Source organism: Microbacterium sp. MF43, assembly GCF_012847295.1.
In the GTDB taxonomy this organism is placed as follows: Bacteria; Actinomycetota; Actinomycetes; order Actinomycetales; family Microbacteriaceae; genus Microbacterium.
In genome coordinates, this window is the sequence record NZ_JABBDY010000003.1 from 582,623 (window position 1) to 603,007 (window position 20,385).

Annotated in this window: 18 protein-coding genes; 8 read left to right on the forward strand and 10 right to left on the reverse strand. The window is 69.8% G+C overall.

The window, feature by feature from the left end:
- The first annotated feature begins 8 nt into the window (after positions 1-8).
- On the forward strand, positions 9-1,583 hold the full coding sequence (locus tag HF323_RS11225) for a Na+/H+ antiporter (RefSeq protein WP_169582649.1): 1,575 nt from the start codon (positions 9-11) through the stop codon (positions 1,581-1,583).
- Between the two features lie 3 nt (positions 1,584-1,586).
- On the opposite strand, the gene HF323_RS11230 is transcribed toward HF323_RS11225, so the two are convergent.
- Positions 1,587-2,528 (reverse strand): heme o synthase, encoded by a 942-nt coding sequence (locus HF323_RS11230; RefSeq protein WP_169582843.1) that lies wholly within the window; start codon positions 2,526-2,528, stop codon positions 1,587-1,589.
- Between the two features lie 313 nt (positions 2,529-2,841).
- Here HF323_RS11230 and tkt point away from each other — a divergent pair, with 313 nt between their 5' ends.
- Genes tkt through pgl form a run of 6 tightly spaced genes read left to right on the forward strand, consistent with a single transcriptional unit; the run spans position 2,842 to position 11,023 of the window.
- A complete protein-coding gene (tkt, locus tag HF323_RS11235) occupies positions 2,842-4,950 on the forward strand; it encodes a transketolase (protein ID WP_169582650.1) in 2,109 nt (702 codons plus the stop codon).
- Positions 4,951-4,962: 12 nt separating this feature from the next.
- Positions 4,963-6,084, forward strand: a complete 1,122-nt coding sequence (gene tal / locus HF323_RS11240) for a transaldolase (protein WP_169582651.1) — start codon at positions 4,963-4,965, stop codon at positions 6,082-6,084.
- A complete protein-coding gene (locus HF323_RS11245) occupies positions 6,081-7,703 on the forward strand; it encodes a glucose-6-phosphate isomerase (RefSeq protein ID WP_169582652.1) in 1,623 nt (540 codons plus the stop codon). Before tal ends, HF323_RS11245 begins: the two co-directional genes overlap by 4 nt.
- Positions 7,704-7,718: 15 nt before the next feature.
- Positions 7,719-9,269, forward strand: a complete 1,551-nt coding sequence (gene zwf / locus HF323_RS11250) for a glucose-6-phosphate dehydrogenase (RefSeq protein ID WP_169582653.1) — start codon at positions 7,719-7,721, stop codon at positions 9,267-9,269.
- The gene (locus HF323_RS11255) at positions 9,266-10,225 is read left to right on the forward strand and encodes a glucose-6-phosphate dehydrogenase assembly protein OpcA (RefSeq protein WP_169582654.1); all 960 of its coding nucleotides are present in this window, start codon (positions 9,266-9,268) and stop codon (positions 10,223-10,225) included. Before zwf ends, HF323_RS11255 begins: the two co-directional genes overlap by 4 nt.
- 18 nt (positions 10,226-10,243) lie before the next feature.
- Positions 10,244-11,023 (forward strand): 6-phosphogluconolactonase, encoded by a 780-nt coding sequence (gene pgl / locus HF323_RS11260; RefSeq protein ID WP_169582844.1) that lies wholly within the window; start codon positions 10,244-10,246, stop codon positions 11,021-11,023.
- Between the two features lie 80 nt (positions 11,024-11,103).
- Here pgl and HF323_RS11265 read toward each other — a convergent pair whose 3' ends face one another.
- From HF323_RS11265 to HF323_RS11290, 6 genes are all read right to left on the reverse strand, one after another.
- Positions 11,104-11,460, reverse strand: coding sequence for an RNA polymerase-binding protein RbpA (locus HF323_RS11265; RefSeq protein ID WP_169582655.1), 357 nt, complete (start codon positions 11,458-11,460; stop codon positions 11,104-11,106).
- Complete coding sequence (gene secG / locus HF323_RS11270; RefSeq protein ID WP_169582656.1) at positions 11,460-11,708, reverse strand: preprotein translocase subunit SecG; 249 nt, start codon at positions 11,706-11,708, stop codon at positions 11,460-11,462. The genes HF323_RS11265 and secG overlap by 1 nt, the downstream gene beginning before the upstream one ends.
- Before the next feature lie 59 nt (positions 11,709-11,767).
- Positions 11,768-12,559 carry a triose-phosphate isomerase gene (gene tpiA / locus HF323_RS11275; protein ID WP_169582657.1) on the reverse strand — a complete coding sequence of 264 codons (792 nt, stop codon included), beginning with the start codon at positions 12,557-12,559 and terminating at the stop codon, positions 11,768-11,770.
- Positions 12,550-13,764 carry a phosphoglycerate kinase gene (locus HF323_RS11280; protein WP_169582658.1) on the reverse strand — a complete coding sequence of 405 codons (1,215 nt, stop codon included), beginning with the start codon at positions 13,762-13,764 and terminating at the stop codon, positions 12,550-12,552. Before HF323_RS11280 ends, tpiA begins: the two co-directional genes overlap by 10 nt.
- Positions 13,765-13,773: 9 nt before the next feature.
- Positions 13,774-14,784 (reverse strand): type I glyceraldehyde-3-phosphate dehydrogenase, encoded by a 1,011-nt coding sequence (gene gap, locus HF323_RS11285; RefSeq protein ID WP_169582659.1) that lies wholly within the window; start codon positions 14,782-14,784, stop codon positions 13,774-13,776.
- 104 nt (positions 14,785-14,888) lie between these two features.
- Entirely contained in the window at positions 14,889-15,515 is a 627-nt protein-coding gene (locus tag HF323_RS11290) for a superoxide dismutase (protein WP_169582660.1), read from the reverse strand.
- A gap of 162 nt (positions 15,516-15,677) precedes the next feature.
- Between HF323_RS11290 and HF323_RS11295 the strand changes: the two genes are divergently transcribed.
- The gene (locus HF323_RS11295) at positions 15,678-16,517 is read left to right on the forward strand and encodes a PhzF family phenazine biosynthesis protein (RefSeq protein ID WP_169582661.1); all 840 of its coding nucleotides are present in this window, start codon (positions 15,678-15,680) and stop codon (positions 16,515-16,517) included.
- 3 nt (positions 16,518-16,520) lie between these two features.
- On the opposite strand, the gene whiA is transcribed toward HF323_RS11295, so the two are convergent.
- The 3 genes from whiA to uvrC all read right to left on the reverse strand — a co-directional run bounded on the left by whiA (position 16,521) and on the right by uvrC (position 20,384).
- The gene (gene whiA / locus HF323_RS11300) at positions 16,521-17,498 is read right to left on the reverse strand and encodes a DNA-binding protein WhiA (protein ID WP_169582662.1); all 978 of its coding nucleotides are present in this window, start codon (positions 17,496-17,498) and stop codon (positions 16,521-16,523) included.
- Positions 17,499-17,568: 70 nt separating this feature from the next.
- A complete protein-coding gene (rapZ, locus tag HF323_RS11305) occupies positions 17,569-18,450 on the reverse strand; it encodes an RNase adapter RapZ (protein WP_169582663.1) in 882 nt (293 codons plus the stop codon).
- 26 nt (positions 18,451-18,476) lie between these two features.
- Entirely contained in the window at positions 18,477-20,384 is a 1,908-nt protein-coding gene (uvrC, locus tag HF323_RS11310) for an excinuclease ABC subunit UvrC (protein WP_169582664.1), read from the reverse strand.
- Between the last annotated feature and the right edge of the window lies 1 nt (position 20,385).

Below are 20,385 nucleotides of genomic sequence, written 5' to 3' on the forward strand. Positions count from 1 at the left end.
CTGAGGGCGTGGACCCCGTCGAATCGATCACCTGGATCGTCCTCTTCGTCCTGACGACCGTCACCGTGACCGGGCTGGTCGGCCGCATCGGGTGGTCTGCGCCGGTCGCGCTGGTCGCCGTCGGCGGGATCGTCTCTTACATCCCCGGCGTCCCGCAGGTGACGGTCGAACCGGACCTCATCCTCTATGGCATCCTTCCGCCACTGCTGTTCGCGGCCGCCATCCGCACCTCGGTGATCGACGTGCGCGCGAGGAACGACAGCATCCTGCTGCTCTCGGTCGGCCTCGTCGCCTTCACCGTCATCACGGTCGGGTTCGCGACCTATCTGCTGGTTCCGGCGATCACCCTCGCCGCCGCATTCGCGTTCGCATCCGTCGTCGCTCCCACCGACGCCATCGCCGTCACCGCGATCGCCGGCCGGCTCGGCTTGCCGCGACGCGTCGTGACGATCCTCGAGGGCGAGAGCCTGCTCAACGATGCCACCGCGCTCGTCGCGCTCAACGCCTCGATCGCAGCGATCGTGAGCGTCGTCACGCCGGCCGACGTCGCGATCGACTTCGTGATCGCCGTCGTCGCGGGCCTGGCCATCGGGCTCGGCGTCGGATGGATCGTCTCGCTCGTCCGCGCGCAGCTGAACTCCCCCGTCCTGGACACGAGCCTCATCCTCATCACTCCGTTCGCGGCGTTCCTGCTCGCCGAGGTCGTGCACGCGTCGGGAGTGCTCGCCGTCGTGATCGCGGGGCTGTACCTCGGCTTCCGCGCCCCGTCGGTGGCATCGGCGGAGGCCCGCGTGGCCGAGCGCGTCAACTGGAAGACGATCCAGTTCCTGCTCGAGAACGCGGTGTTCCTGTTCATCGGCCTCAATCTGCGGGGCATCCTGGAGGGTGCCATCGCCACCGGGCCCGGGGTGTGGCAGACAGCGCTCATCTGCGCCGGCATCCTGCTCGCCCTCGTGGCGTCGCGATTCGCCTGGGTGATGGGGACGACGCTGCTCTACCGCAAGGGTCCGCGCCGCCTGCGCGAGCGCAGCTGGGCGTGGGGAAACGGCGTCGCCGTCGCCTCGGCGGGTGTCCGCGGCGTCGTGACTCTCGCGGCCGTCTTCCTGCTGCCGCCGGAGACGCCGGGGCGCGAGTATCTGCAGTTCCTCGCGTTCGTGGTCGTCGTCGCCAGCCTCGTCGGCGGCCTCGCCCTGCCCTGGATCGTCCGGCGCCTCCACCTGCCGCGCCCGAGCTTCACCCAGGAGCTGACCGAGCGCCGGCTGCTCATGGCCGAGGCCCGTCAGGCCGGGATCGCGCGCCTCGAGAAGGAGGCCGGACCGCAGGACGAGACGAGGATCGTCGAGTTGCTGCGGACCGATGCGGGATTCCTCGGCGAGACGCTCGACCTCTACGGACCGGATGCCTCGATCCCGCAGCTCGAGTCCAAGCTGCGGCTCCGACGTGCCATGCTCGAGGCCGAACGCGCGGCGGTGCTGCAGGCCCGCCGCGAGGGCAGGTACCCGGAACCGGCGATCATGGCCGCCCTTCAGGCGATCGATGCCGAGGAGACCGCGCTCAAGGCGCAGTACCCCAAGTCTGAGTGAGGGTCAGAACGGGAGCAGCGGGTCGACCGCGATCGCCACGAAGATCAGCGTGAGATACGTGATCGAGGCGTGGAAGACGCGCATCGGCCGCGGCTCCGTCCCCCGGACGGCACGGTTGTACAGGCGGTGCGACTCGTAGATGAACCAGCCGCCGAAGACCAGGGCCGACACGGTGTACACCAGGCCCATCCCCGCGACCGGGATGAGCAGCAGCGAGCACGCGACCGTCGCCCACGCGTAGAGGATGACCTGGAGGCCCACCTGCGACCCGTTGCGCGTCGCGCCGAGCATCGGCACGTCGACCTCCTCGTACTGCTCCTTGTACTTCATCGACAGCGGCCAGTAGTGCGGCGGCGTCCAGAGGAAGACGAGGGCGAACAGGATGACGGGCGGCCACGCGAGCGTGCCGGTCACGGCGGTCCAGCCGATCAGCACCGGGAAGCATCCCGCGATGCCGCCCCACACGATGTTCTGCTCGGTGCGGCGCTTGAGGATCATCGTGTAGATCACGACGTAGAAGAAGATGGCCGCGGCCGAGAGCACGGCAGCAAGCCAGTTCGTGGTGAGCCAGAGCCACACCGTCGAGAACACCGCGAGCGTCCACGCGAAGATCAGCGCGCCGCGCGGTGACACCTCGCCGGTGACCAGAGGCCGGTTCACCGTGCGCTGCATGTGGGCGTCGATGTCGCGGTCGAGATACATGTTGAACGCCGCCGCCGAGCCCGCGCTCGCCGTGCCGCCGATGACGGTGGCGAGCACCAGCCAGAGACCGGGGAACCCGCCCTCGGCGAGGACCATGACCGGCACGGTCGTGACGAGGAGCAGCTCGAGCACGCGCGGCTTCATCAGCGCGATGTAGGCGCGGACGGTGCGGCTGAACGGCTGCCGAGACCCGCGCGCCGCCGGTGAGGATGCCCCAGCACGCGCTGTCGTCGAGATGTCCATCGCCCCCGCAATCGCCGCCCGCAGAAATCCGCTCAAGTCTACGTCATCCGCCCGGCGGACCCGGGCGGGCACCCGCCTCACAAGCCGGGCGCAACGCGCGTGAGCGAATCGTCACCGCCAGGACACGGCGCCGACATCGAACCGGCCAGGCGGTTCGCAAGACTCTGTCACACAGCGGCTCACATCGCCGGGGCGGCATGCCCCTTCGCTATGCTGAGACGACACGCGCGCCCCGCGCCGATTCCCCCTTCCCATTCCGGACAAGGATGCGGCACGGCCCTCGTCGGGCGCACTTCCAGAGAGAGGCGGTCCGGTGTCGGAACTGCGTTGGGATGAGATCGATCGGCGCGCGGTGGACACCGCTCGAGTGCTTGCGGCGGACGCCGTGGAGAAGGTCGGCAACGGCCACCCCGGAACGGCGATGAGCCTCGCGCCGGCGGCGTACCTGCTCTACCAGCGCGTGCTGCGTCACGACCCGACCGACACCCACTGGGTCGGCCGCGACCGGTTCATCCTGTCGGCCGGGCACTCGTCGCTCACCCAGTACGTGCAGCTCTATCTGGGCGGATTCGGCCTCGAACTGGACGACCTGAAGTCGCTGCGGACGTGGGGGTCGAAGACACCGGGACACCCCGAATACGGCCACACCGCGGGCGTCGAGATCACCACCGGCCCGCTGGGCCAGGGCCTGGCGTCGTCCGTCGGCTTCGCGTACGCCGCCCGCTACGAGCGGGGCCTGTTCGACCCCGAGACCCCGGCCGGGCAGTCGCCGTTCGACCACTTCGTGTACGTCATCGCCGGCGACGGCGACCTTCAGGAAGGCGTGACGAGCGAGGCATCCTCTCTCGCCGGCCACCAGCAGCTCGGCAACCTCATCGCGATCTACGACTCGAACCAGATCTCGATCGAGGACGACACCAACGTCGCCTACAGCGAGGACGTCGCCAAGCGCTACGAGGCCTACGGCTGGCACGTGCAGATCGTGGACTGGAAGAAGTCGGGCGAGTACGCGGAGGACGTCGCCGAGCTCTACGCCGCGATCGAGGCCGCGAAGGGCGAGACCGACAAGCCCTCGCTCATCATCCTGCGCACCATCATCGGCTGGCCCTCTCCCGGCAAGCAGAACACCGGGAAGATCCATGGCTCGGCGCTCGGCGCCGACGAGCTCGCGGCCACCAAGAAGGTCCTCGGGTTCGATCCCGAGCAGACCTTCGCGGTCGCGGACGACGTCCTCGCCCACACCCGCTCGCTCGCGGAGCGCGCCGCCGAGGAGCGCGCGGCCTGGCAGGAGTCCTTCGACGCCTGGGCAGCCTCGAACCCCGAGCGCAAGGCCCTCCTCGACCGGCTGCAGGCCCGCGAGCTCCCTGAGGGAATCGCCGACGCGCTGCCCTCGTTCGAAGCGGGCAAGGACGTCTCCACCCGTGCCGCATCCGGCGTCGTCATCAACGCCCTCGCCGCCGAGCTCCCCGAGCTCTGGGGCGGTTCGGCCGACCTCGCCGAGTCGAACCTCACCACCATCAAGGACGCGAAGTCGTTCATCCCGTCGGAGTGGTCCACGCACGAATGGTCCGGCGACCGGTTCGGCCGCGTGCTGCACTTCGGCATCCGCGAGCACGCGATGGCCGCGATCGTCAACGGCATCGTGCTGCACGGTCCGACCCGCGCCTTCGGCGGCACCTTCCTGATCTTCAGCGACTACATGCGCCCGTCAGTGCGCCTGGCCGCGCTGATGGACATCCCGTCGATCTTCGTGTGGACCCACGACTCGGTCGCGCTCGGCGAGGACGGTCCGACGCACCAGCCGATCGAGCAGCTGGCGACGCTCCGCGCGATCCCCAACTTCACCGTCGTGCGCCCCGCCGACGCCAACGAGACCTCGGTCGCGTGGCTCGAACTGCTCCGTCGGCACGGCGGTCCCGCGGGCATCGCGCTCACCCGCCAGAACATCCCCGTGCTCCCGCGTGGCGAGGGCGAGGCATCCGGCGAGACCTTCGCGTCCGCCGAGGGCGTGGCGCGTGGCGCCTACGTGCTCGCCGAGGCGCCGAACGGGACGCCGGACGTGATCCTCATCGCCACGGGCTCCGAGGTTCAGCTGGCCGTCGCCGCGCGCGAGACGCTCGCGGCCGAGGGCGTCAACGCCCGGGTCGTCTCCGCGCCGTCGCTCGAGTGGTTCGCCGAGCAGGACGAGGCGTACCGCGAGTCCGTGCTGCCCGCGGCCGTCACCGCGCGCGTCTCCGTCGAGGCGGGCTCGTCCCTCACGTGGCGAGGCATCGTCGGCGACAAGGGCCGTTCGGTCGCGATCGATCACTTCGGTGCCTCCGCCGACTACAAGACCCTCTTCCAGAAGTTCGGCATCACCGCCGAAGCCGTCGTCGAGGCGGCACGCGAGACCCTGGCCGCCGCATCCGCGGCGGTGGACTAAGGAGAAGTACGCATGAGCACTCCCACCGAACAGCTCTCCGCCGCCGGCGTGAGCATCTGGCTGGACGACCTGTCGCGCGAGCGCATCACCTCCGGCAACCTGACGGAGCTCATCAGCACCCGCAACGTCACGGGCGTCACGACCAACCCGACGATCTTCCAGGGCGCGATCGGAGGCGGCGGACACGCCTACGCGTCGCAGATCGCCGAGCTGGCCGCCAAGGGCGCGAGCGTCGACGAGGCGATCTTCGCTGCGACCACCGACGACGTCCGCGACGCGGCCGACATCTTCCGCCCCGTCTACGACGCGACCCACGGCGTCGACGGCCGCGTCTCGATCGAGGTCTCCCCCGACCTCGCACACGACACCGAAGCCACGATCGCGCAGGCCAAGGAGCTGTGGGCGACCGTCGGGCGCCCCAACGTGCACATCAAGATCCCCGCCACGAAGGCCGGTCTCCCCGCGATCACCGCCGTCCTCGCGGAGGGCATCTCGGTCAACGTCACGCTCATCTTCAGCCTCGAGCGCTACGCCGAGGTCATCGACGCGTACCTGTCGGGCATCGAGCACGCCCAGGCGAACGGACACGACGTGTCGCAGATCCACTCCGTGGCCTCGTTCTTCGTGTCGCGCGTCGACTCCGAGGTGGACAAGCGCCTCGCGGCCATCGGCGGCGACGCGGCCGAGGCGCTCAAGTCGCTCGCGGGCGTCGCGAACGCCCGACTGGCGTACGAGCTGTACGAGAAGGAGTTCGGCAGCGACCGTGCGAAGGCGCTCCTGGGTGCCGGTGCGAACGCGCAGCGACCGCTGTGGGCGTCGACGGGCGTCAAGGACCCGTCGCTCCCGGACACGCTGTACGTCACCGAGCTGGTCGCTCCCGGCACGGTCAACACCATGCCCGAGAAGACGCTCGAGGCGACGTTCGACCACGGCGAGATCGCGGGCGACACGGTCACCGGCACGTACGAGGCTGCGCACAAGGTGTTCGCCGACCTCGCCGACCTCGGCGTCGACTTCGCCGACGTCACCCAGGTGCTCGAGGACGAGGGCGTCGAGAAGTTCATCGCCTCGTGGCACGACCTGCAGGCCACCGTCAAGACGGCGCTCGAGAACGCACCCGAGGTCGCGCGATGAGCTTCGACATCCACCTCAGCGGGCGGGTCAAGTCGGTCGTGGACGAGACGCTGCCGGGTCTGGTCTCGAGCCTCATCGCCTCGGGAATCACAGCCGGCGACGGCTCGCTGTGGGGCCCCGCAGCCGAAGACGAGGCGTCCAAGCGCCTCGGATGGGTGCAGGCGGTCAGCGTCTCGCGTCCGCTCGTGCCGCAGATCGAGGCGCTGCGCCAGCAGCTCGCCGCGAAGGGCGTCACGCGCGTCGTCCTCGCCGGCATGGGCGGCTCCTCGCTGGCGCCCGAGGTGATCGCGCAGACGGCTGGCGTGCCGCTGGTGATCCTCGATTCGACCGCGCCCGGTCAGGTGCTCGCCGCCATCGACGGCGACGCCCAGCAGGGCGACCTGAGCAGGACAGTGCTGGTGGTGTCTTCGAAGTCGGGCTCCACCGTCGAGACCGACTCGGCCAAGCGCGCCTTCGAAGCGGCGTTCCGCGACCTGGGCATCGACCCGCTCGAGCGCATCGTCGTCGTGACCGACCCCGGTTCGCCCCTCGACCAGGCTGCGCGCGCGGACGGCTACACCGTGTTCAACGCGGACCCGACGGTCGGTGGCCGCTATTCGGCGCTCACGGCCTTCGGCCTCGTCCCCACCGGCCTCGCGGGGGTCGACATCGCCGAGCTCCTCGACGAGGCCGAGGCGACCCTCCTCGAGGTTGCCATCGACAGCCCCGACAACCCCGCGCTGGTGCTCGCCGCGGCGATCGCCGGCGGGGAGCCGCGCCGCGACAAGCTCGGCCTCGTCACGGACGGCACGCACATCGTGGGGCTGCCCGACTGGATCGAGCAGCTCGTCGCCGAGTCGACGGGCAAGGAGGGCACCGGCATCCTCCCGGTCGTCCTGCTGCCCGTCTCGCCCGAAGTCGAGAGCAAGCCCGCCGATCTGCAGATCGTGCGCCTCGTGGACGAGGCCAAGCGCTTCCACCTCTTCGAGCACCACGAGGGCGAGGTGCTCGTGAGCGGCTCGCTCGGCGCGCAGTTCGTCGTCTGGGAGTACGCCACGGTGATCGCGGGGAAGATGCTCGGCATCAACCCCTTCGACCAGCCGGACGTCGAGTCGGCCAAGATCGCCGCGCGGGGACTCCTCGACGCCCGTCCTGAGCCGACCGAGCCGGCCTTCACCGTCGAGGGCGTCGAGGTGCGCGTCTCGGATCCCGCTCTCGCGGCGTCGGGGACGGTGGCCGGCGTGCTCGATGCGCTGTGGGCGCGCCTCCCCGAGGATGGCTACGTCTCGATCCAGGCGTACGTGAACCGGCTCGAGCTGGACCAGCTCCAAGGACTTCGCGAGCTCGTAGCGGCAGACTCCGGACGCCCGACCACGTTCGGCTGGGGCCCGCGGTTCCTGCACTCGACCGGCCAGTATCACAAGGGCGGTCCCGCGCACGGCGTCTTCCTGCAGATCCTCGAGAAGACCGATGTGGACCTCGAGATCCCGGGCCGGCCCTTCACCTTCGGCCAGCTCATCCAGGCGCAGGCCGCCGGCGACGCCAGCGTGCTCGCCGACGGACACGGGCGCCCCGTCGTCACGCTCACCCTCACCGACCCCCGGATCGAAGTGCTCTCGCTCTTCGAGGCGGCCCAGTAGGAGATCCTCGCCCCGATGACGATCGATATCTCGCGCGGGCACAACCCGCTGCGCGACCCCGAGGACCGTCGCCTCAACCGGATCGCCGGTCCGAGCGCTCTGGTCATCTTCGGTGTGACGGGAGATCTCTCCCGCAAGAAGCTGATGCCCGCTGTGTACGACCTGGCCAACCGCGGTCTGCTCCCGCCCGGCTTCGCGCTCGTGGGCTTTGCCCGGCGCGACTGGGAGGACCAGGACTTCGCCCAGGTCGTCCACGACGCGGTGCGGCAGCACGCGCGCACCGAGTTCCGCGACGAGACCTGGCAGCAGCTGCTCCAGGGGATCCGCTTCGTCTCGGGCGAGTTCGGCGACCCCGACGCGTTCCGTCGCCTGCGCGAGACGGTGGAGAACCTGGACGTGGAGCGCGGCACGATGGGCAATCACGCCTACTATCTGTCGATCCCGCCGAAGGACTTCGCGCTGGTGGCCGAGCAGCTGCGTGCCTCGGGCCTCGTCGACGACACCGCCGACCAGCCCGATCGCTGGCGGCGCGTCGTCATCGAGAAGCCCTTCGGGCACGACCTCGCCTCGGCGCAGGCGCTCAACGACGCGCTGCGGTCGACGTTCCCGACGGACTCGATCTTCCGCATCGATCACTACCTGGGCAAGGAGACGGTCCAGAACATCCTGGCGCTGCGCTTCGCGAACGAGCTGTACGAGCCGATCTGGAATCGCAACTACGTCGACCACGTCCAGATCACGATGGCGGAGGACATCGGCGTCGGTGGCCGAGCCGGCTACTACGACGGCATCGGCGCGGCCCGCGACGTGATCCAGAACCATCTGCTCCAGCTGCTCGCCCTCACGGCGATGGAGGAGCCGATCTCGTTCGACGCGAAGGATCTGCGCGCCGAGAAGGAGAAGGTGCTCGCGGCGGTCACGCTGCCGGACGACCTCTCGCGGTCCACCGCGCGAGGTCAGTACGCCGGCGGCTGGCAGGGCGGCGAGAAGGTGCTCGGCTTCCTCGAAGAGGAAGGGATGGATCCCCAGTCGACCACCGAGACGTACGCGGCGATCACCCTCGAGATCAACACCCGCCGGTGGGCGGGGGTGCCGTTCTACCTGCGCACCGGCAAGCGCCTGGGTCGGCGCGTGACCGAGATCGCCGTCGTGTTCAAGCGTGCACCCGAGCTGCTGTTCTCGCGCAGCCAGACGTCCGGTCAGGGCCAGAATGCCCTGGTGATCCGCGTGCAGCCCGACGAGGGCGTCACGATCCGCTTCGGCTCGAAGGTCCCGGGGGCGGGTGCGCAGGTGCGCGACGTCACCATGGACTTCGGCTACGGCCATGCCTTCACCGAGGCGAGCCCCGAGGCATACGAACGGCTCATCCTCGACGTGCTCCTCGGCGACCCGCCGCTGTTCCCGCGGCACGAGGAGGTCGAGCTCTCCTGGAAGATCCTCGACCCGATCGAGGAGTTCTGGGCCGCGCAGGGCGGTCCGCTCGAACAGTATTCGCCCGGGTCGTGGGGCCCGGCATCCGCGGACGAGATGCTCGCCCGCGACGGCCGCAGCTGGAGGCGCCCGTGATCGTCGATCTGCCAGACACCACCGTCAGCAAGATCTCGCGTGCGCTCGTCAGCGTGCGCGAGGAGGGCGGCGCGGTCGCGCTCGGCCGCGTGCTGACGCTCGTCATCCTCACGCGCGAGGGCGCGGTGGAGGAGGTGATCGAGGCAGCGAACGATGCCTCGCGCGAGCACCCGATGCGCGTCATCGTGCTGATGCTCGCCAACGGGGACGACCCGGACTCGCGCCTGGACGCGCAGATCCGCGTCGGCGGCGACGCCGGCGCCAGCGAGGTCGTCACGCTCCGGGTCACGGGAGAGGCCGGGAACTCCAACCTCGAGTCCCTCGTCACCGGGCTCCTGCTTCCCGACGCGCCGGTCGTGGTGTGGTGGCCGAACAAGACGCCCGAGAACATCTCCAAGACGTCGATCGGCCGCATCGCGCAGCGTCGGATCACGGATGCCGCGACGAAGTCCGATCCGTCCGCCTTCGTCGCGTCGCTCGGCGCTCAGTACGCACCCGGGGACACCGACCTCGCGTGGACTCGGCTCACGCGCTGGCGCGAGCAGCTCGCGGCGATCCTCGACCAGCCGCCGTACGAATCCGTCACCGCGGTGCGGGTGCGCGGCGCCGCCGACTCCCCGTCGACCGCGCTGCTCGCGGCGTGGCTCCGCCTGGCGCTCGACGTGCCCGTCGACTGGGCGTACCTCGACCCCGAGGAGTGGCCGCACGGCATCAAGTCCGTCACGCTCGTCCGTGCCGGCGGCGAGGTGCACCTGGAGCGTCCGTCGCCCGGCGTCGCGATCCTCACCCAGCCTGGTCAGCCCACGCACGACCTGGCGTTCCCGCGCCGGACGTTGCGCGAATGCCTCGCCGAAGAGCTCCGTCGGCTCGACCCGGACGTCCTGTATGGTCGAGTGATCACCGAGGGATGGGAACTGCTCGGCCCTCCGGCGACGAAGGAGACGCAGCACGCGTGAGCGGAGTGAGTGAGCCACATGGTTGAGGCGTGGGCCGAGAAGCGGGTGGTCATCAGCCCCGACACATCGACACTGGCGGACTCCGTGGCAGCGCGCTTCCTGAATCGCGTGTGCAAGCGCGTCGACGAGGGCAAACTCGCGCACGTCTCGCTCACCGGCGGCTCCATGGGCTCTGCGGTGCTCGCGGCTGCGGGGCGAGACCCGAGATCCGCGCGCATCGACTGGTCGCTGGTGCACTTCTGGTGGAGCGACGAGCGCTTCGTCCCTCGCGACGATGCCGACCGCAATGAGAAGCAGGCGCGCACCGCACTCCTCGACACCCTCGACATCCCTGCCGACAACATCCACGCCGCACCGGCGAGCGATGACGGCCTCGATCTGGACGCGGCTGCCGCCGCCTACGCGGCCGAGCTGGCTCGCTTCCCCGGCGCAGAGGGGCCATGGCCGTCGTTCGACGTGTGCTTCCTGGGCGTCGGTCCCGACGGTCACATCGCATCGTTGTTCCCGGACCGCCCCGAGATCCTCATCACGGATCGCGCGGTCGTGCCGGTGCGCGACTCCCCCAAGCCGCCGCCCGAACGCATCTCGATGACCCGCCCGGTGATCAACGGCTCCAAACGTGTGTGGATGGTGCTCTCGGGCGCCGACAAGGCGTCGGCCCTGGGCCTGGCTCTCGCCGGTGCCAGCTACGCGAGCGTGCCTGCCGCGGGTGCGAAGGGTCGCAAGCGCACCGTCTTCTTCGTCGATCGGGATGCCGCCGCCCAGGTGCCGCCGGAGCTCATCGATCGCGAGTACTGACACGTTCGTCGCGCGCTGCGCAGAGAGAAAGGGAGAGCGGATGCCGAGGCATCCGCTCTCCCTTTTCTGGTGTCGTCGCGTCAGTCCTGACCGCGTCGCTCGCGCAGCTGACGGAGGGCGTCGTCGAGGAGGGCGTCGGCCTCTTCCTCCGTGCGGCGCTCCTTCACATACGCGAGGTGGGTCTTGTACGGCTCGGTCTTGGCGACCGCCGGCGGATTCTCCTTGTCGCGGCCGGCAGGGAGGCCCGAGTGCGGCGAATCGATCGTCTCGGGGATCTCCTCCTCGGGGATGCCCGCGGCGAAGTAGCGCACCGTCTCGTTGCCGAGAGCGTCCCAGTAGGAGATCGCGATGCGATCGGCGTGGAACCCGTGGTCCTGCTCGCCCATCGGCCCGGCACCGACGCGTGTGCCGCGGATCGCGTTGCCCCCGGTAGCCATCAGACGGCCTGGAACTTCGTGATGAGGCCGAGCGCGACGATCGCGACGAACCACGCCAGCGCGAGGATCACGGTGAATCGGTTGAGGTTGCGCTCAGCGAGACCGGACGAGCCGAGCGCCGACGTCATTCCGCCGCCGAACATGTCGGACAGGCCGCCGCCGCGCCCCTTGTGGAGCAGGATGAGAAGGGTCAGCAGGAGGCTCGTGATACCGAGGAGCACCTGCAGGACGAACTCGAGGATCTGCACAGTCGTTGAAGCCTTTCGCCGCGATCATTCGCTGATCGCACAAGGGTCGAGTATACCTGTCAGACGCCGACGTGCTTCTGGTACCGGATGATCGCGGCGAACTCGTCCACGACGAGGCTCGCCCCGCCGACCAGTGCGCCGTCGACGTCCGGCTCCCGCATGAAGCTGGCGATGTTCGCCGCCTTGACCGATCCGCCGTAGAGGACCCGCGTGCGCGCCGCCGCGTCGTCGCCGAGTTTGTCGGCCACGACCTCACGGAGCTTCGCGCAGACATCCTGCGCCTGCTCCGGCGTCGCTGCCTGCCCGGAGCCGATCGCCCAGACGGGCTCGTAGGCCACGACGATGTCGGCGTCGGCCTTCACTCCCTGCAGGGCCGCCTGCAGCTGCCCCACCGGTACGGCGCTGGCGCCGAACTTCTCGAGGTCGTCGCTGGTCTCCCCTACGCAGATCACGGGCACGAGCCCGTGCTTGAGTGCGGCCTGCACCTTCGCCGCGACGGTGTCATCGCCCTCGTGGTGGTACTCGCGCCGTTCGGAGTGACCGATGATCACGTAGCGACTGTCGAGCTTCGCGAGGAACGCTCCCGACACCTCGCCGGTGTAAGCGCCGGAGTCGTGTGCGGAGAGGTCCTGCGCACCGAGGGCGAACGGGATTTTGTCGGCGTCCAGCAGCGTCTGCACGGTGCGCAGGTCGGTGAACGGCGGGAAGACGGCGACCTCGACGGAGCCGTCCTCGTGCTTGGCGTCCTTGAGCGTCCAATGCAGCTTCTGGACGAACGCGACCGCCTGAAGGTGGTCGAGGTTCATCTTCCAGTTGCCGGCGATGAGCGGGGTGCGGGCTGCTACTGCCATCCGAGGACCTCCAGTCCGGGGAGCTTCTTGCCTTCGAGGAACTCGAGGCTCGCGCCTCCGCCCGTCGAGATGTGACCGAACCGGTCGTCGGCGAAGCCGAGCTGACGCACCGCCGCGGCGGAGTCGCCGCCGCCCACGACCGAGAGGCCGTCGACCTCGGTGAGCGCCTGCGCGACCGCCTTCGTTCCTGCGGCGAACGGCGCGAGCTCGAAGACGCCCATGGGACCGTTCCAGAACACCGTCTTGGAGCCGCGGACGAGGTCGGCGAAGCGGGCCGCCGTGTCAGGTCCGATGTCGAGGCCGAGACCGGATGCCCCGAAGGCGGTGTCTTCGATCGCGTCGGCGCTCGTGACCAGGTGCTCCGCGTCGGCGCCGAACTTCGAGGCGACGACGACATCGGTGGGCAGCACCAGCTCGACGCCGGACTCCTCGGCACGGCGCATGTAGTCGCGCACGGTGTCGAGCTGGTCGGCTTCGAGGAGGCTCGAGCCCACCTTGTGACCCTGCGCGGCGAGGAATGTGAACAGCATCCCGCCGCCGATCAGGAGGCGGTCGACGCGAGGCAGCAGGTGCGAGATCACACCGAGCTTGTCGCTGACCTTCGAGCCGCCGAGGACCACCGTGTACGGCCGCTCGGGGTTCTCGGTCAGGCGGTCGAGCACGTCGAGCTCGGTCGCGATCAGGAGGCCGGCCGCGGACGGCAGCAGCTGCGCGAGCTCGTACACCGACGCCTGCTTTCGGTGGACGACGCCGAAGCCGTCCGACACCAGCGCGTCGCCGAGCTCGGCGAGCTGTGTGGCGAACGCTCGGCGCTCCCCTTCGTCCTTCGACGTCTCCCCCGGGTTGAAGCGCAGATTCTCGATCACCGCGACATCGCCGTCCTCGAGGGCCGCGACGGCCTCATGGGCGGACTCGCCGACGGTGTCGCGCGCGAACGCGACGGGCTTTCCGAGGAGCTCGGACAGCCGCTGCGCGACCGGCTCGAGGCTGTACTTCGCATCCGGCGCCCCATCGGGACGGCCGAGGTGCGAGCAGACGACGACGCGCGCGCCGTCGTTGATGAGGGCGTTGAGCGTGGGGAGCGTGGCCCGCACACGGCCATCGTCCGTGATGACCGCGTCCTTGAGGGGGACGTTCAGGTCAGCACGGACGATGACGCGCTTGCCGGCCAGCGAACCCAGCGTGTCGAGGGTGCGCAGAGCCATGATCGAGGGTCAGAGGCTCTCGGCGACGTACTCGGTCAGGTCGACGAGGCGGTTCGAGTAGCCCCACTCGTTGTCATACCAGGCGGAGACCTTGACCAGGTTGCCGCTGACGTTCGTCAGTTCCGCGTCGAAGATCGACGAGTGCGGGTTGCCCTGGATGTCGCTCGACACGATCGGGTCCTCGGTGTACTGCAGGTAGCCCGCGAGACGGCCGTCGGCGGCAGCGGCCTTGTAGGCCGCGTTGACCTGCTCGACCGTGAGGCCCTCGGCAGGCGTGACGATGGTGAGGTCGACGATCGAGCCGGTGGGCACGGGCACACGGTACGACGAGCCGCTCAGCTTGCCGTTGAGCTCGGGCAGGACGTGACCGATGGCCTTGGCGGCACCCGTCGAGGCGGGGACGATGTTGATCGCCGCGCCGCGCGCGCGACGGAGGTCGCTGTGCGGACCGTCCTGCAGGTTCTGGTCGGCGGTGTAGGCGTGGGCGGTCATCATGAAGCCGCGCTCGATGCCGAAGGCGTCGTTGAAGACCTTCGCGAGGGGCGCGAGGCAGTTCGTCGTGCACGAGGCGTTCGAGATGATGACGTGGTTGGCGGGGTCGTAGTCGCCCTCGTTGACGCCCATGACGACGGTGACGTCGTCGCCGGTCGCCGGAGCCGAGATCAGGACCTTCTTCGCGCCGCCCGCGACGTGCTTCTTCGCGTCCTCGGCCTTGGTGAAGCGGCCGGTCGACTCGATGACGATGTCGACGCCGAGCTCGCCCCAGGGCAGGTTGGCGGGGTCGCGCTCCTCGAAGACCTTGATGGTCTTGTCGCCGACGGTGATGGAGTCCGCGGTGTACGAGACGTCCTCGGCCAGCACGCCGCCCACCGAGTCGTACTTCAGCAGGTGCGCGAGGGTCTTGTTGTCGGTGAGGTCGTTCACCGCCACGATGTCGAGGTCCGCTCCCTGCGCGAGCGCCGCGCGGAGGTAGTTGCGTCCGATGCGGCCGAAGCCGTTGATGCCGATCTTGACAGCCACGGAGGTTCTCCTGAGATGTGTCGTGCGCGAGTGCGCGGTTTGGTGCGATTCAGAGAGTGGACAACGGCGTCCCGGCGGGCGGTCCCGACGGGACGCCGCGCCTTTTATGACAGTACCAGCAGGCCCGCGGTCTTCTGGCGGGCGGCGTCGAGACGCTGCGCGACGTTCTCCCAGTTGGCGATGTTCCACGCGGCCTTGACATAGTCGGCCTTGACGTTGAGGTAGTCGAGGTAGAACGCGTGCTCCCACATGTCGAGCTGGAAGATGGGCACGGTTCCCTGTGCGGTGTTGCTCTGCTGGTCGAACAGCTGCTGGATGATGAGCTGCTCGCCGATCGGGTCCCAGCTCAGGACGGCCCAGCCGGAGCCCTGGATGCCGGTGGCGGCAGCCGTGAAGTGGGCCTGGAACTTGTCGAACCCGCCGAAGAACTCGTCGATCGCGGCACGCAGCTCGCCCTCGGGCTCACCACCGCCGTTCGGCGACAGGTTCGTCCAGAAGATCGAGTGGTTGACGTGGCCGCCGAGGTTGAACGCCAGGTCCTTCTCGAGCTTGTTCACGTTGGCGAGGTTGCCGCTCTGGCGGGCCTCGGCGAGCTGCTCGAGCGCCGTGTTGGCCCCTGTCACATACGCCTGGTGGTGCTTGCTGTGGTGCAGCTCCATGATCTTGCCGCTGATGTGCGGCTCGAGCGCGGAGTAGTCGTAAGGGAGGTCGGGCAAGGTGTAGGTCGCCATGTTCTCTTCTTCCTGTCGGCGCGCGCCGATACCCCGGCGCAGCGAGGGTGACGGGTTCATCCTACTGAGGGTGAACACCGCGATGAGGGGGTTGCTTCCCTCGGTGACACGATCTAGCTTTCCGCCGGCTCGGCGACCCACCCGCGCGGTTAGGATCACGGGATGATGCGACCGACGGTGCAGCGATGGGCGGCCTTCTCCGGCGATCCCGAGGGCGGCAACCCCGCTGGGGTCGTCCTCGATGCCGACGCCCTGTCCGTCGCCGACATGCAGCGCATCGCGGCCGACGTGGGCTACGCCGAGACGGCGTTCGTCACGGGCGCCGGGCGGGACCGCGGCATCCGCTACTTCTCCCCCGTGGCCGAGGTGCCGTTCTGCGGTCACGCCACCGTCGCGTCGGCCGTCGCGATCGCCGAAGTCCTCGGCGACGGGGTCTTCGTGTTCGCGTCGCCCGTCGGACCGATCGAGATCACGACCGCGTCCGACGGCGGGTCGCGCCGCGCGTCCTTCACGAGCGTCGAGCCGTGGGTCGCGCCGCTCGACGAGTCCGACCTCGACGCCGTGCTCGCCCTGATCGGCCGCACGCGTGACGACCTCGACCCGAGGCATCCGCCCCGGCTCGCCTTCGCCGGCAATCCGCACCCGCTGATCGTGCTCGCCGATCGCGGGGTCTTCGACGGGTTCGGCTTCGATCCGGTGCAGGCGCGGGCGCTGATGGATGCCTCGGGCTGGCCCGCGACGATCATCGTCCTCCACCGACTCGCCGACGAGGTCTGGGCCGCGCGGAACATCTTCCCGGTCGGCCCGATCAGCGAGGACCCCGCGACGGGGGCCGGTGCGGCCGCGACCGGCGCGTATCTGCGCGACACCGGGGCCGTGACGCCGCCGGCTCGTGTGCGCATCGAGCAGGGCGCGCACGTCGGCCGGCCGAGCCTCCTGGAGGTAGACATCCCACGGTCGGGCGGCATCACCGTGTCGGGCGCCGCCGTCAGGATCGGCTGAGCGTCAGTCCTCCATGCCCGCGGGCACGGCGGACTCGGTGCCGGGGATGCCGTCGGCTTCGGCCTTCTTGTCGGCCATGGCGAGAAGGCGCCGGATGCGGCCGGCCACGGCGTCCTTCGTGAGGGGCGGGTCGGCGTGGTGGCCGAGCTCGTCCAAGCTCGCGTCGCGGTGCGCCAGCCGCAGGGCCCCGGCCTCGCGCAGGTGCTCGGGCACCTCATCACCCAGGATCTCCAGCGCCCGCTCCACGCGTGCGCACGCCGCGACGGCGGCTTGCGCCGAGCGCCGCAGGTTCGCGTCGTCGAAGTTCACCAGGCGGTTCACGCCCGCGCGCACCTCGCGACGCTGACGCAGCTGATCCCACTCCGCGGCGGCCTTCTCCGCGCCCATCGCGGCCAGTGCGGCCCGGATCGCCTCACCCTCACGCACGACGACGCGCGGGATGCCGCGCACCTCCCGTGCCTTGCCGGGGATGCCGAGACGGTGGGCGGCGCCCACCAGAGCCATGGCCGCCTCAGGAGAAGGGCACGTGATCTCGAGTGCGGCCGAGCGGCCCGGCTCCGACAGCGAGCCGGCGGCGAGGAACGCTCCGCGCCACACCGCGGCGAGGTCGGGCCTCGACCCGGTGGTGAGCTTGTTGGGAAGGCCGCGCACGGGCCGGCGACGCTGGTCGAGGAGCCCGGTCTGCCGGGCGAGCGTCTCGCCGCCGTCGATCACGCGCACGGCGTAGTGGCTGCCGCTGCGGCCTCCCGAGCCCTGGACGTGGACGAGCTCCGGCCGCACACCGTACAGCTCGACCAGGTCGCGCGCGGTGCGGCGTGCGAGCAGGTCGGAGTCGAGCTCGGCCTCGACGGCGACGCGATTGGCGATGGAGTGCAGGCCCCCTGAGAAGCGCAGCAGCGACGTGAGCTCGGCGACCCGGGCCGTCGGGCGCGGGTCGCGCACGGTGATCAGCTCGGCCTTCACGTCAGCGGTCAGCGACACGGGACTCCTTCACGAGGTGGGGGGCAACGACGGTCCAGCCTACTCGCGGGCAGGGCCGATCGCAGAGAGCTCACTCGCGCCCGAGGTCACGGTCCTTCACGCGCACCGCCACACCCGGAACCGCGGCCAGGCGCTCGGCGAGCTCGCGGGCCATCACGACCGACCTGTGCTTTCCGCCGGTGCAGCCCACCGCCACGACGGAGTGGCGTTTGTTCTCGCGCTGGTAGCCCTCGAGGACGGGGCGCAGCGCGGCCGCGTACGCATCGATGAACTCCCGAGCGCCCTCCTGCTCGAGCACGAACTCGCGCACCGTCGGGTCCTCTCCCGTGAGGGGCCGCAGCGCCTCGTTCCAGAACGGGTTGGGCAGGAAACGCATGTCGGCGACGAGGTCGGCATCGGGCGGCAGGCCGTACTTGAATCCGAAGCTCAGGATGGTGAGCGTGTGCCGGGCGGCGTCGTCCTCGGTGAACAGGTCGTTCACCTGGGTCGCGAGCTGATGGATGTTGTACCGCGACGTGTCGATGATGACGTCGGCGCTCTCGCGCACGCCGGCCAGGCGGTCGCGCTCCAGGCGGATGCCGTCGAGGATCGTGCCGTCGCCCTGAAGCGGATGCGGGCGGCGCACGGCCTCGAACCGGCGCACCAGCACCTCGTCGGAGGCGTCGAGGAACATCAGCCTGATCTGCCGCCGCTCGCGGAGGGCCCGCATGGCTTCGGGAAGGTCGGCGAACAGATCTCGGCCGCGCACATCGACGACCACCGCCACCTTGGGAAGGACGCCGGCGGCGAGCTCGGTGAGATCGAGCAGCGGACGCAGCATCTGCGGCGGCAGGTTGTCGACGACGTACCAGCCGAGGTCCTCGAGCGCGTTGGCGGCTGTCGAGCGGCCGGCGCCGGACATGCCCGTGACGATCAGCACCTCGCCCGTCTCGCGGCGCACTGCCTCGGCCATGACCTACCCCCGTCGTCGCTACAACCCTACCGATCCGAGAGGTGGGAGTGGATCGCCGCCGCGAGCTTGGGCCCGACGCCGGGAAGCTCGGCGATCTCGTCGGGCGTGGCATTCTTCAATGCCGACACCGAGCCGAAGTGACGCAGCAGCGCCTTGATCCGCGCCTCGCCGAGTCCCGGGACCTCGGCGAGGACGCTCGAGATGTCGCGGCGCCGGCGCCTTCGCTGGTGGGTGATCGCGAATCGGTGGGCCTCGTCGCGCAGGCGCTGCAGCAGGTAGAGCGACTCCGAGGTGCGGGGAAGGATCACCGGGTACTCCTCCCCCGGCAACCAGACCTCCTCGAGCCGCTTGGCGATGCCGCAGAGCGCGATCTCCTCGTGCCCGGCGTCACGCAGCGCGCGGGCCGCCGCCTCGACCTGCGGCTTTCCGCCGTCCACCACCAGGAGCTGCGGGCGGTAGGCGAACCGCGTGCGACGCCGCTCGGTGACGACCTCGCCGTCGGCCGTCGGCTCGACCGCCTCGGGCTCGTTCTCCTCCGGCCGGTCCAGGTAGGCGAGGCGACGGGTGAGCACCTGGTAGAGCGAGTCGGTGTCGTCGGTGGTCTCCTCGACCTTGAACGAGCGGTACTGATCCTTGCGGGGAAGCCCGTCCTCGAACACGACCATCGAGGCCACGACGTTCGTTCCGCCCAGGTGCGAGACGTCGAAGCATTCGATCCGCAACGGCGCCTCGGCCAGGTCGAGCGCCTCCTGCAGATCGGTGAGAGCCTGGGTGCGCGCCACGTAGTCGCTCGTGCGCCGGGTCTTGTGCAGCATAAGCGCCTGCTGGGCATTGAGCGACGCGGTCTTCATAAGCTCGGCCTTGCGTCCACGCTGGGCGACCTGGATCGTCACCGACTTGCCGCGTCTCTCGCGCAGCCACTCCTCGAGGTCCGCGGCGTCGTCGGGGAGCTCGGGGACGAGCACCTGGCGCGGGATCTCGGGTCCCTCGGCGTTGCCGTAGGTGCGCTGCAGGACCTGATCGACGAGGTCGCCGCCGGTGATGTCGAGCTCCTTCTCGATCGTGGTGGCTCGCACGCCGCGCACGCGTCCGCCGCGGATCACGAAGTGCTGGACCGCCGCGGCGAGCTCATCCTCGGCGATACCGAACAGGTCGGCGTCGGTGTCGGCCGCGAGGACGAGCGCGCTCTTGTTGAGCACCGCGTCGATCGCCTGAAGTCGGTCGCGATAGACAGCGGCCGCTTCATAGTCCATGGCGGCGGATGCCTCGCGCATCCGCGCGGTCAGCTCCTTCTTGAACCGCTGGTCTCCCCCGGCCATGAAGGCGACGAAGTCGTCGACGATCGCGCGATGCTCCTCGATCGTGACCTTCATCGAGCACGGACCGCCGCAGCGCCCGATCTGGCCGGGGAAGCATGGCCGCCCCGATGTCATCGCCTTCTTGTACGACGAGTCGCTGCACGTGCGGATCGGGAACACCTTGATCATCAGGTCGATGGTGTCGTGGACGGCCCACACCTTGGGATAAGGCCCGAAGTACTTCGCCCCGCGGATCCGCCGGTTGCGGGTGACGATCACGCGCGGCGCCTCGTCGGCCATGGTGATCGCCATGAACGGGTACGACTTGTCGTCGCGATAGCGGACGTTGAAGGGCGGATCGAACTCCTTGATCCACATGTACTCGAGCTGCAGCGAGTCGACGTCGCTGGCGACCACCGTCCACTCCACCGATGCCGCGGTGATGACCATGCGGCGCGTGCGCTCGTGCAGGGTGTGCAGCGGAGCGAAGTAGTTCGACAGGCGCGCGCGCAGGTTCTTCGCCTTGCCGACGTAGAGCACGCGGCCGTCGGCGTCGCGGAAGCGGTAGACGCCGGGGTTGGTGGGGATCTCCCCCGGCTTCGGCTTGTAGGCGACCGTGGGTGCGGAGCGTGCCATC

Bases quoted from the DNA above. Each gene is read 5' to 3' on its own strand.
- uvrC (WP_169582664.1), bottom strand. From the start codon at position 20,384: ATGGCACGCTCCGCACCCACGGTCGCCTACAAGCCGAAGCCGGGGGAG.
- HF323_RS11280 (WP_169582658.1), bottom strand. From the start codon at position 13,764: ATGGCTCTGCGCACCCTCGACACGCTGGGTTCGCTGGCCGGCAAGCGC.
- HF323_RS11295 (WP_169582661.1), top strand. From the start codon at position 15,678: ATGATGCGACCGACGGTGCAGCGATGGGCGGCCTTCTCCGGCGATCCC.
- tal (WP_169582651.1), top strand. From the start codon at position 4,963: ATGAGCACTCCCACCGAACAGCTCTCCGCCGCCGGCGTGAGCATCTGG.
- rapZ (WP_169582663.1), bottom strand. From the start codon at position 18,450: ATGGCCGAGGCAGTGCGCCGCGAGACGGGCGAGGTGCTGATCGTCACG.
- HF323_RS11230 (WP_169582843.1), bottom strand. From the start codon at position 2,528: ATGGACATCTCGACGACAGCGCGTGCTGGGGCATCCTCACCGGCGGCG.
- tpiA (WP_169582657.1), bottom strand. From the start codon at position 12,559: ATGGCAGTAGCAGCCCGCACCCCGCTCATCGCCGGCAACTGGAAGATG.
- HF323_RS11265 (WP_169582655.1), bottom strand. From the start codon at position 11,460: ATGGCTACCGGGGGCAACGCGATCCGCGGCACACGCGTCGGTGCCGGG.
- pgl (WP_169582844.1), top strand. From the start codon at position 10,244: ATGGTTGAGGCGTGGGCCGAGAAGCGGGTGGTCATCAGCCCCGACACA.
- HF323_RS11245 (WP_169582652.1), top strand. From the start codon at position 6,081: ATGAGCTTCGACATCCACCTCAGCGGGCGGGTCAAGTCGGTCGTGGAC.
- HF323_RS11290 (WP_169582660.1), bottom strand. From the start codon at position 15,515: ATGGCGACCTACACCTTGCCCGACCTCCCTTACGACTACTCCGCGCTC.
- zwf (WP_169582653.1), top strand. From the start codon at position 7,719: ATGACGATCGATATCTCGCGCGGGCACAACCCGCTGCGCGACCCCGAG.